The sequence below is a fragment of the Mycobacterium sp. 852002-51057_SCH5723018 genome, assembly GCF_001667035.1.
Lineage (GTDB): Bacteria > Actinomycetota > Actinomycetes > Mycobacteriales > Mycobacteriaceae > Mycobacterium.
Window position 1 is genome coordinate 155,444 of the sequence record NZ_LZIR01000004.1, and the last position, 11,186, is coordinate 166,629.

Below are 11,186 nucleotides of genomic sequence, written 5' to 3' on the forward strand. Positions count from 1 at the left end.
GCGAGCGCCGGAAGCGGCGCGAGTAAGGAGCCGCGCAATGGGGCCTAGCGTGGCGACGGCGAGCGCCGGAAGCCATGATGTTGAACATGCCGGCCAGCGCCGCAGGCCTCTGCGAGTTCATCGACGCGTCCCCGTCGCCGTTTCACGTCTGCGCCACGGTGGCCGCCCGGCTGGGCGCCGCGGGATTCACCGAACTCGGCGAAGCCGACCGCTGGCCCGAGAAACCGGGCCGCTATTTCACCGTCCGCGCCGGCTCCCTGGTCGCCTGGAACTCCGACGGGCCACAGGCCCCGTTCCGCGTCGTCGGCGCACACACCGACAGTCCGAACCTGAGGGTCAAGCAGCATCCGGACCGGCTGGTCGCCGGTTGGCGGGTGGTGGCTTTGGAGCCGTACGGGGGCGCGTGGCTCAACTCGTGGCTGGACCGCGATCTCGGCATCAGTGGGCGGCTGTCGGTGCGCGACGGCGCCGGGATCGCGCACCGGCTCGTCCGCATCGACGATCCGATCCTGCGGGTGCCGCAGCTCGCCATCCACCTGGCCGAGGACCGCAAGTCGCTGACTCTGGACCCGCAGCGACACCTCAACGCGGTCTGGGGCGTCGCCGACCAACCGGGCCGCTTCGTCGACTACGTCGCCGAGCGCGCCGGGGTGGCGCCGTCCGACGTGCTGGCCGCCGACCTGATGACGCACGACCTGACCCCGTCGAGCGTGATCGGCGCCGACGCCAGCCTGCTCAGCGCCCCCCGGCTCGACAATCAGGCCAGTTGCTATGCGGGCCTGGAGGCATTGTTGGCCGCCCAGCCGAGCGGCTTCCTGCCGGTGCTGGTGCTTTTCGACCACGAGGAGGTCGGTTCGTCCTCCGACCACGGCGCGCAGTCCAACCTGCTGAGCACCGTGCTGGAACGGATCGTCCTCACGGCCGGCGGCGACCGGCAAGACTTCCTGCGCCGGCTGCCGGCCTCGCTGCTGGCCTCGGCCGACATGGCCCACGCCACCCACCCCAACTACCCCGAACGGCACGAGCCCGGCCACCTGATCGACATCAACGGCGGGCCGGTGCTCAAGGTGCACCCGAACCTGCGCTATGCCACCGACGGGCGCACCGCCGCGGGGTTCGAGCTGGCCTGCCGACAGGCCCGCGTCGGGTTGCAGCGCTACGAGCACCGCGCCGACCTGCCCTGCGGTTCGACGATCGGGCCGCTGGCCGCAGCGCGCACCGGCATCCCGACCGTCGACGTCGGCGCCCCGCAGCTCGCCATGCATTCCGCGCGCGAGCTGATGGGCGCCCACGACGTGGACGCCTATGCGGCTGCGCTGCAGGCGTTTTTGTCGCCGCGGTGACCCGGTCAGCGTTCGGAAACGATGGCCGGTTCGTAGCGGATGACGTTCTCCACCACGATGCCGTCGCGGGTGCGGACCCGATCGATGCCGCGGATCTCAAACGGTCCTGCCGGGCCGGTGCCCTGGCCGACGTAGTGCAGGAAGACCAGCTCCTCGCCCTCGATGGCGCCGGGGACGGTCGCGCTGTCGACCAACTGCAACCGCAAATCCGGCGCCACCGTCAGCAGTTCGGCGATCTTCGCCGTGTAGGCGTCCTTGCCGCGCACCGGTTCTGGGGCCTCGGGCCAGTAGCCGACGATGTCGTCGGCCAGCATCTCGAACTCACCAGACATATCGGGGGCCGCCCAGTACGCCGCCCACCGTTCGGCGCTGAACGACGGGGACTGGATGTTCGTCATGGCTCCTCCTCCAAGGGTTGGGGGCTCCGGTAGAGCCCGTCGCATCGAGCCTGGGCCCACGGGTTGGGGCAGCACAATTACCTCGGAGGTCATCGCCCTGAGCGCAGCAATGTGGTTACCGTTTCTTCGTGACCGAAGCAGCGGTTGGGACCTTGTTGCGTGACTGGCGGGCGCGCCGGCGCGTGAGCCAGCTCGACCTTTCGTCGAGCGTGGGCGTCTCGGCAAGGCACCTGAGCTTCATCGAGACCGGTCGCTCCCAGCCCAGCGCCGAGATGGTGCTCGCGCTGGCCGAAGGCCTCGACGTGCCGCTGCGGGAGCGGAACACCCTGCTGCTGGCCGCCGGCTACGCACCGCGATACCCGTCGCGCGCGCTGGACGACGACGCGCTCGCACCGGCTCGTGCGGCCGTGCAGCGGCTCCTCGACGCGCACGACCCGTACCCGGGCCTCGTCATCGATCGGTGCTGGAACATCGTCGGTTCCAACGCCGCCGCGGACGCGCTCACCGCCGGTATGCCGGATTGCCTGCTCGGCCCGCCGGCCAACGTCTACCGCTTATCGCTGCATCCCGATGGCCTGGCCGCGCGAACGTTGAACTTCGAGGAGTGGGCCGGCTACCTGCTTCATCAGCTGCGGCGCACGATCGCTCTTACCGGTGACCCGGCGTTGCAGGTGCTCTACGAGGAGGTGCGCGGGTACCCCGGCGTTGCGGCCGCGGCCACGGCGTGGAACGCGCCGCCGCGCAACGCGTCGTTGCTGGTGCCGTTCCAACTCGCGATAGCCGGCGGTCGACGCCTTGCCATGTTCACGACGCTGACCACGTTCGGGACCCCGCTGGATGTCACCCTCGCCGAACTTGCCGTCGAATTGTTCTATCCCGCCGATGCGCAGAGCGCCGCTCTGTTACGCGGCGACGCCATCGAGTCGGTGGGTCAGCCCTCGGCGGGGTGAGTACCGTCGTCGACATGGCGCTCAACGTGGAGATGGTCACCTTCGACTGCGGCGACCCCGCGAAACTTGCCGGCTGGTGGGCTGAGCAGTTCGGCGGGAAGACGCATGAAGTGCTCGCCGACGAATTCACCGCGGTGACCTTCGCGGAGGGGATGCGGCTCGGGTTCCAGAAGGTGCCCGATCCCACGCCCGGAAAGAACCGCGTGCATCTCGACTTGAGTGCGGCCGACGTCGACGCCGAAGTGTCGCGGCTGACCGCGGCCGGGGCCAGTGAGGTCGGTCGGCACACCTTCGGCGACAGCTTCCGCTGGGTGGTGCTGACCGACCCCGAGGGCAACGTCTTCTGCGTGGTCGCTCAATAGCCGACGCAAGCGGCTGCTGAGCGCCCCGGCGGCCGCGGCGGCGCCACCCTAGACTGTCTGCGTGACCGTCTCCGGGACGAGCGCGCGCACCCAGGCCATCGACACCGTGGGGCACGCCACCACCACCCCCGATCAACCGCAGCCGTTCGGCGAGCTGGGCCTCAAAGACGACGAGTACCAGCGGATTCGCGAGATCTTGGGCCGCAGGCCCACTGACACCGAGCTGGCGATGTACTCGGTGATGTGGAGCGAGCACTGTTCGTACAAGTCGTCCAAGGTCCACCTGCGCTACTTCGGTGAGACCACGACCGACGAGATGCGCGCCGGCATGCTGGCCGGCATCGGCGAAAACGCCGGCGTCGTCGACATCGGCGACGGCTGGGCCGTCACCTTCAAGGTGGAGTCGCACAACCACCCGTCCTACGTCGAGCCTTATCAGGGCGCGGCCACCGGCGTCGGCGGCATTGTCCGCGACATCATGGCCATGGGCGCACGGCCCGTCGCCGTGATGGACCAGCTCCGGTTCGGCGCCGCCGACGCGCCGGACACCCGCCGCGTCGTCGACGGCGTGGTCCGTGGCATCGGCGGTTACGGCAACTCGCTGGGGTTGCCGAACATCGGCGGCGAGACGGTGTTCGACGCCTGCTACGCCGGCAACCCGTTGGTGAACGCCCTGTGCGTCGGCGTATTGCGCCAGGAGGACCTGCATTTGGCGTTCGCTTCCGGCGCCGGCAACAAGATCATCCTGTTCGGCGCGCGGACGGGGCTGGACGGCATCGGCGGGGTGTCGGTGCTGGCGTCGGACACCTTCGACAGCACCGGATCCCGCAAGAAGCTGCCCTCGGTTCAGGTGGGCGATCCCTTCATGGAGAAGGTGCTCATCGAGTGCTGCCTCGAGCTGTACGCGGGCGGGCTGGTGATCGGCATTCAGGACCTGGGCGGCGCCGGATTGGCTTGCGCCACCTCCGAATTGGCGTCAGCCGGAGACGGCGGGATGGCGGTTGAACTGGACTCCGTCCCGCTGCGGACCAAGGAGATGACGCCCGCCGAGGTGCTGTGCAGCGAGTCGCAGGAGCGCATGTGCGCGGTGGTCGCGCCCGAGAACGTCGACGCCTTCATGGCGGTGTGCCGCAAATGGGACGTGCTGGCCACCGTGATCGGCGAGGTCACCGAGGGCGACCGGTTGCAGATCACCTGGCGCGGTGAGACGGTCGTCGACGTGCCGCCGCGCACCGTGGCCCACGAGGGTCCGGTGTACCAGCGGCCGGTCGCGCGCCCCGAATCCCAGGACGCCATGAACGCGGACCGGTCGACGAGCCTGCCGCGGCCGGTCACCGGCGACGAGCTGCGCGCGACTTTGCTTACGCTGCTTGGCAGTCCGCACCTGTGCAGCCGCGCGTTCATCACCGAGCAATACGACCGCTACGTCCGCGGCAACACCGTGCTGGCCGAGCACGCCGACGGCGGCGTGCTGCGCGTCGACGAGTCCACCGGTCGCGGCGTCGCGGTGTCCACGGATGCTTCGGGGCGCTACACGCTGCTCGATCCCTACGCCGGCGCGCAGCTCGCGCTGGCCGAGGCGTACCGCAACGTCGCCGTCACCGGCGCGACTCCGGTCGCGGTGACCAACTGCCTCAACTTCGGTTCACCCGAAGACCCCGGCGTCATGTGGCAGTTCTCGCAGGCGGTGCGGGGCCTGGCGGATGGCTGTGCGGCCCTTGGGATTCCGGTCACCGGCGGCAACGTCAGCTTCTACAACCAAACCGGATCGGCGGCAATCCTGCCCACTCCGGTGGTCGGCGTGCTCGGCGTCATCGATGACGTGGGGCGGCGCATCCCCACCGCCCTGGGCACCGAGCCGGGGGAAACCCTGCTGCTGCTGGGCGATACGCGCGACGAGTTCGACGGTTCGGTGTGGGCGCAGGTGACCGCCGACCATCTGGGCGGGCTGCCGCCCGCGGTGGACCTGGCGCGCGAGAAGCTGCTGGCCGAGGTGCTGGCCGCGGCGTCGCGCGACGGGCTGGTGTCCGCTGCGCACGACTTGTCCGAAGGCGGCCTCGCCCAGGCCATCGTGGAATCGGCGCTGGCGGGCGAAACCGGTTGTCGCATCGTGCTTCCCGAGGATACCGATCCGTTCGTGATGCTGTTCTCCGAGTCCGCCGGCCGGGTGCTGGTGGCGGTGCCGCGCACCGAGGAGAGCCGGTTCCGCGCGATGTGCGAGGCGCGGGGGCTGCCCGCGGTCCGCATCGGCGTCGTCGATCAGGCGTCCCGCGCGGTGGAGGTCCAGGGCTTGTTCACGGTGTCGCTGGCCGAACTGCGCGAGACGTCCGAGGCGGTGCTGCCGCGATTCTTCCGATAGGCCGGCTGCGCGCGCTGTCGTTGGCCGCCGCACTGGTCGGCTGGAGCTTTGTCAGTCCGCGGCTACCCGGCAGCTGGCGGGTGACGCTGCAGACCGGCGTGGGCGCGCTGCTGGTACTGGTGACCCGTGCACCGCTGGGCCTGCGCCCGCCGCGGCTCTGGCCCGGTGTGCGGACGGGGGCGTCGGCCGGAGTGGCCGCAGCCGCAGTGATCGCCGCGACCACCTCTCTGCCGGCGGTCCGTTCGGCGATGGGCGCCCACGAGCCGCCGGCGTCCGCGCCGGTGTGGTTGCTGGTGCGGATCCCCATCGGAACCGTGTGGTCCGAGGAGGCCGCCTTCCGCGCCGCGCTGGCGGCCGCCGGATCCACGGCCTTCGGGCGATCCGGCGGCCGGGCGCTGCAGGCCGCCGCTTTCGGCCTATCCCACATCGCCGACGCGCGAGCGACGGGCGAGCCGGTGGTGGGCACCGTGCTCGTCACCGGCCTCGCGGGCTGGCTGTTCGGCTGGCTGGCCGAGCGTTCCGGGAGCCTCGCCGCACCCATGCTGGCGCACTTGGCGATCAATGAGGCGGGCGCGGTCGCCGCGCTGATCGTGCGGCGTCACGGGTTGATCGTGTAGTCGGGCCGGTGCCGCACCTTGACGCGTTGCCAATACGACACCAAACGGCGGCCACGAGGTCATGTCTCGGCTGCGCGCCGACGGCATCGTGTGTCGCATCGAACCGTCGGATGCACGGCTTTACCAGGGCCTTTGAGCGTCGCCTGACCGCCGACCGCGGGATATGATTCTCATCTGCGGAGACGGGAGGCGCATGGGCCTTGTCGGGCGCGCTGCGCCGATTGATGAGCTGCTTGATCGGGCGGTGGTGGCGATCAACCGCGGTGATCGCGCCACCGCGACGGTGTTGGCGGAACAGGTGCTGGCCGTCGATCACCGCAACGCCGACGCGGAGGATCTGCTGGCCGCACCGGGCGATGTCGGCGAGATTCGGCGGCTGACGATCCTGTTCGCCGACCTGAGCAATGCCACGGCCTTGTCGGCGCGTATCGACCCGGAGGCGTACCGCATGGTGGTGCGGCACTACCGCGAACAGGTATGCAAGATCGTCAACCGCTACGAGGGGCATCTCGGATCGACTAAGGGCGAGGCGCTATTGGCGGTGTTCGGCCACCCCACCGCCCATGAGGACGACGCGCGTCGCGCGGTGCTGGCGGGGCTGGAGATCGCCCGCGAGGCCGCGAACTTGAGTGAACACGCGCGGCGCCGGTTAGGGGAGAGCATCGATATCCGCGTCGGAGTGCACCGCGGCCTGGTGTACCTGGACATTGCCCAGGATGATGTGTACGGATTGGCGGCCAACGTGGCTGCGCGGGTGTGCAGTCTTGCCTCGCCGGGCGCGCTTGTCGTCTCGGATGCCGTAGAGCCGTTGGTGCGCCACGACTTTGAGCTGCAGCGTGGTCCTTCGGCCGCCGTCAAGGGTGTCGACGGGGTGGTTGTCCACTACCGGGTGCTCGGTGAACGGGTTGGCGCAGACAGGTTCCGCGGGGGCCCGCTGGTCGGTCGCCACCGCGAGCGGGCGCGCCTGCAGAAAAGTTGGGCGCGGGCGCAGGCCGCAACCTTGACCACACCGGGCGTGGTGTTTCGCGGAGAGCCCGGGATCGGCAAGAGCCGGCTGGCCACGGCGGCAGTCGAGCTCGTCGAGGGTTCAGGCGCCGTGGTGTTGGAGTTGCACGGTTCACCGTTTCACACCGACGCGGGCCTGCATCCGGTGCGAATCATGCTCGAGCGCCGGTGCGGTATCAGCCGGCTCACCGAGCCCGGCGAGCGGCTGGCGCTTCTCGAGCACGACCTGCGCGCGTACGCGCTGGAGCCCGCGATCGCACTTCCATTCTTGGCGCCGGTGCTCGGTGTCGGGCCAGAGGCCGGCTATGAACCCGTGCCGGCCGAGGGGCGCAAGCTCTACGAACTGATCACGCAGGGTGTGCGGGACTATCTGCTGGCCTGCCTCGGCGGTGGGGCGGGACTGATCGTCGCCGAGGACATGCACTGGTTTGACCCGTCGACCGTCGAGGTGCTCGACACACTGCTCGGCGCGGCCGACGGTCGGCTGCTGGTGGTCATCACCGGGCGCGGCGGCGATTGGCTGCCTGGCGGCTGGCCGGTAAAGGTCTTCGATCTGACGTCGCTTTCCGATGAGCACACGGACGAGCTGATCCTCGCGCTGGATCCGACCGCGACCGCAGACGAGCGCGCGGCGGTCCGCACCCGCTGCGACGGCGTGCCCTTTTATATCGAGCAAGTCGTTGGGGCGATCAGCGCCGCCCGGTCAGAAGCCCCGGGGAGGACCGGCGTGCCGGAGCCGCTCTATGAGCCGCTGTTCGCCAGGCTGCGCGCGACCCGGAATGTCGTCGAGGTGGTAAAGGCGGCCGCCATCATCGGGCGTCAGGTCGATCGCGGCCTGCTGCGGGCGGTGTGCACCCTCAGCGAGGACGACATCGACGACGTCATCGACGACCTGGAAAACGCGATGGTGTTCGAGGCGTGGGGCGCCGACACCTGGCGTTTCCGCCATGAGCTGCTGCGGGAGCTGGGCGCCGAGCTGGTGCCTCCCAGCGTGCGCTGTGACCTGCACGCCCGGGTGGCCAACGCCCTGGTCACCGGAGCGGCGGGTGACCCGGACTGGCGGCTTGTCGCTGCCCATTATGAGCAGGCCGAGCGGTTCGAGGATGCGGCCGCGGCCTATCAGCAGGCCTCCGCCGCAGCTCGGCGCCGCGGCGCGTTGGCGGAGGCACGCAGCTACATGAACCTCGCTCTGGCGGGGCTGGAGCGCTGCGCCGCGGGTCCGCACCGAGACCAGCGAGAGATCGCGATGCGGCTGGAGCGTGGGTTGCTGGCCGCCGCCGCGGAGTTCTATACCAGCCCGGCGGTGGCCGCCGACTTCGAGCGGTGTCTGCAGGTCGGCGGCATGCAGCTGCATGACGACGAGGCGGTCGCGACGCTGATCGCGCTGGTTAGCTACTGCGCCACCCGTGCGGACCTGCCCCGCATGGCGCAGGTGCTGGACTCACTGGAGGCCGACCTCACCGCGGGTCGGCTGTGGTGCCGCCCCGCCGTTGACTCGTCCTTCGGCGTGCTGGCGTGGCTGCGCGGCGAGTTCGACGCCGCGGTGACGTACTTCACCGAGGCCACGGCGGGCCGGGCCCCAGCCGGTCAACACCCGATCGAGGCGGTGTGGTACTTGCCCAACGAGCCGTTAGCGTCGGCGCACCTGCACCTGAGCCTCATCCGCATGTGGCGCGGTGATCTCGTCGCTGCCGAGGCGGAGCTGGGGTTTGCGGCGCGTCGAGCCGCACACCTCGGCTTCCCCCAGGGCGGATTCATGGAATGCTTCGGCCGGTTCATGGCGACCTGGGTGCATATCGAGGCGCAGCAGCTTGATCAGGCCGCGGCGCTGTCCGCCGAGCTGATTGAGCAGGCCGAACGGCAAGGCTTTGACCAATGGCGCCTGGCCGGGATGACCAACCAGGGCGCCGTCGCCGCCCTCGTCGCGCTGGCCTCGGCGGACCACGATCAGGCTGCGCTCGAGCAGCACATCGCGACGATGACCATGCTGCTCGATACCTGGCGCGCGGTCGGGCTGGATATCTACCTAACCTTCTACGACGCCGTCCTCGGGCGCCTGCTGAGCGCCGCCGGCAAACCGGATCTGGCGCGCGGCCATCTGGACAGCACGTTGCGGCGGACCGCAACCACCGGGATGCATTTCTATGACGCTGAGCTGCTGCGGTGGCGGGCCCGCGCCCAGCCCGACCCGCGGGCACGCCGATCCGACATCGCGGCTGCGCTGCAGCTCGCCCGCAGTCAGGGCGCGGCCCTGCTGGAACTCCGCGCTGCGCTCGATGATTTCGAGTTTTGTGGCCAGTCCGCCCGTTCCGCTGTCGTTGATGTGGCCGGCCGCGTACCAAACACATTGCCGGAGCAGGCGCGCGCCCGCGCCGCGCTGCGCCAAGCCACCTAGGGGCAAACCACCCAAGGGCAGCTGAACCCGCTCAGTCGCCGCGAAGCCGTTGCTCGATCTGGTCGAACACGCTCGCCAGAACGCCATCGGGTGACGTGCTGTAGTGCGGCAGCGCCCAGCGGCTGATTTTGACGTCGATCACGGTTGGCCGGCCAGAAGCGATCGCCGCGGTGAATACGCGCTCGAAATCGTCGAGCGAATCGACGGAGTGCCCGTCGGCGCCGCACGCCCGCGCGTAGGCGGCGAAGTCCGGATTGCGGAATTCGACCAAGGCCGACTCTTGGTACTGCGCAAGCTGATACACCTTGACCAGTTTGTACTCGTCGTCGTTGAAGATGACCCAGATCACCGCGACATCGTGTTGCAACGCGGTCATCAGTTCAAAGCCGGCCATCGAATAACATCCGTCTCCGCAACCCACCACAACGGTGCGTTCCGGTTGGGCCAATTTGACGCCGATCGCACCGTTGGTATGCGCGGCCATCGGACCAAACTGGCCACACTTGCGGAAATTCTGCCCCGCCTTCAGATCGACGTAATAGCCCATCCACGCGAGGTGCGTGCCCGCATCGGCCAGCAATGCCGCGTTGGGTGGCAGGTGGCGCCCGATCGACTGTGCCAGCTTGCCCGGATGTACCGCCCCGACTCGCGGGAGCAGCTTGCGGAACTCGTAATCCTGACTGTCGATGCGCACCGGCGCGACGTCGCCGACCTTGGTCTCAAGCAGCGCCATGATCGCCTCCAGACCCAGCCGGGCGTCGGACACCAGCGCATGCTGCGCGGGATAGAACTTACCGATCTCGCCCGCCGCGATGTTGACCTGTACCAGCGTCTTGTCCTCAAACAGATCTTTGCGCAGGCCAAATGTCGCATGCTGGCTGAGGGAATTGCCGACCGCCAACACCACCTCGGCCTCACGAAATGCCTTCCACGCGCTGGAATGACCGCTTTCATGAAAGACTCCGGCGCAGAGCGGATGCGACTCGGCGACAATCCCTTTGCCGTCCAGCGTGGTGATCAGCGGCAGCTGGAAGCGCTCGATGAAGCGCAGCACCACATCCTGGGCGCCGCTTCGGATCGCGCCGTATCCGGCGAGCAGCACGGCACGTCGACCGCTGCGCAAGGTGTCGGCCAGAACCGCGGCGATATCGGCGACCTCGTTGGGCTCTGGCTGCACCGGCCGCACGTTGAGGCGGATATCGCGGTAGTTCGTCACTCTCACGCCGCGGTCGGTCAGGTTCTGCGGAACGTGGATGTGCACCGGCCCCGGCCGGCCGGAAAACGCCGTGTTGACCGCCTCTTCCAGGATGTCGCAGGTATCTTCGACACCCTCGATGAAAAACGACTCCTTGGTGGCCGCGGCGAAAATCGCACGGGAGTCCGGCGTGCCGTTGACGCCCGATGTGTCGTTGACGGCGCCGCGCCCCTGCCACTCCGTCCGGATGAACCCGGTAATCGCCAACACCGGATACGAATCGGACATCGCCACGCCGAGGCCGGTCAGCAGATTGAACGCGCCGGGCCCCACGGTGGCATAGCACACACCAAGCTTGTTGGTGAACATTGCATACCCACAGGCCATGTACGCGGCCGCCTGCTCGTGGCGCGTCGCTATCGCCCGAATGCGCGAATGTTTCAGCGCCACAGTTAAACTGGCGATGTTTTCGCCGTTGCCGCCGAATGCCGTATCCACTCCGATGCTTTCGAGGCCTTTGACGATCGCTTCATAGACGTGCATCGCTTCCTCCTGACAGGTT

General features: G+C 69.0%; 8 protein-coding genes. 6 read left to right on the forward strand and 2 right to left on the reverse strand.

Annotated elements, in window-relative coordinates:
* The first annotated feature begins 86 nt into the window (after positions 1-86).
* Positions 87-1,343 (forward strand): M18 family aminopeptidase, encoded by a 1,257-nt coding sequence (locus tag A5764_RS01405; RefSeq protein WP_067107611.1) that lies wholly within the window; start codon positions 87-89, stop codon positions 1,341-1,343.
* Between the two features lie 5 nt (positions 1,344-1,348).
* On the opposite strand, the gene A5764_RS01410 is transcribed toward A5764_RS01405, so the two are convergent.
* Positions 1,349-1,741, reverse strand: a complete 393-nt coding sequence (locus A5764_RS01410) for a nuclear transport factor 2 family protein (protein ID WP_067107351.1) — start codon at positions 1,739-1,741, stop codon at positions 1,349-1,351.
* Between the two features lie 128 nt (positions 1,742-1,869).
* On the opposite strand from A5764_RS01410, the gene A5764_RS01415 reads away from it, so the two are divergent.
* The 5 genes from A5764_RS01415 to A5764_RS01435 all read left to right on the forward strand — a co-directional run bounded on the left by A5764_RS01415 (position 1,870) and on the right by A5764_RS01435 (position 9,429).
* Positions 1,870-2,691, forward strand: coding sequence for a helix-turn-helix domain-containing protein (locus A5764_RS01415; protein ID WP_067107354.1), 822 nt, complete (start codon positions 1,870-1,872; stop codon positions 2,689-2,691).
* A 14-nt stretch (positions 2,692-2,705) separates the two neighbouring features.
* Complete coding sequence (locus tag A5764_RS01420) at positions 2,706-3,053, forward strand: VOC family protein (RefSeq protein ID WP_067107615.1); 348 nt, start codon at positions 2,706-2,708, stop codon at positions 3,051-3,053.
* A gap of 61 nt (positions 3,054-3,114) precedes the next feature.
* Positions 3,115-5,412, forward strand: coding sequence for a phosphoribosylformylglycinamidine synthase subunit PurL (purL, locus tag A5764_RS01425; protein ID WP_067107357.1), 2,298 nt, complete (start codon positions 3,115-3,117; stop codon positions 5,410-5,412).
* On the forward strand, positions 5,409-6,029 hold the full coding sequence (locus A5764_RS01430; RefSeq protein WP_197501166.1) for a CPBP family intramembrane glutamic endopeptidase: 621 nt from the start codon (positions 5,409-5,411) through the stop codon (positions 6,027-6,029). Before purL ends, A5764_RS01430 begins: the two co-directional genes overlap by 4 nt.
* Positions 6,030-6,222: 193 nt before the next feature.
* Entirely contained in the window at positions 6,223-9,429 is a 3,207-nt protein-coding gene (locus A5764_RS01435) for an adenylate/guanylate cyclase domain-containing protein (RefSeq protein WP_067107363.1), read from the forward strand.
* 31 nt (positions 9,430-9,460) lie between these two features.
* On the opposite strand, the gene A5764_RS01440 is transcribed toward A5764_RS01435, so the two are convergent.
* Complete coding sequence (locus tag A5764_RS01440) at positions 9,461-11,167, reverse strand: thiamine pyrophosphate-binding protein (RefSeq protein WP_067107366.1); 1,707 nt, start codon at positions 11,165-11,167, stop codon at positions 9,461-9,463.
* Positions 11,168-11,186 lie beyond the last annotated feature (19 nt).

Bases quoted from the DNA above. Each gene is read 5' to 3' on its own strand.
- A5764_RS01405 (WP_067107611.1), top strand. From the start codon at position 87: ATGCCGGCCAGCGCCGCAGGCCTCTGCGAGTTCATCGACGCGTCCCCG.
- A5764_RS01410 (WP_067107351.1), bottom strand. From the start codon at position 1,741: ATGACGAACATCCAGTCCCCGTCGTTCAGCGCCGAACGGTGGGCGGCG.
- A5764_RS01420 (WP_067107615.1), top strand. From the start codon at position 2,706: ATGGCGCTCAACGTGGAGATGGTCACCTTCGACTGCGGCGACCCCGCG.
- A5764_RS01435 (WP_067107363.1), top strand. From the start codon at position 6,223: ATGGGCCTTGTCGGGCGCGCTGCGCCGATTGATGAGCTGCTTGATCGG.
- A5764_RS01440 (WP_067107366.1), bottom strand. From the start codon at position 11,167: ATGCACGTCTATGAAGCGATCGTCAAAGGCCTCGAAAGCATCGGAGTG.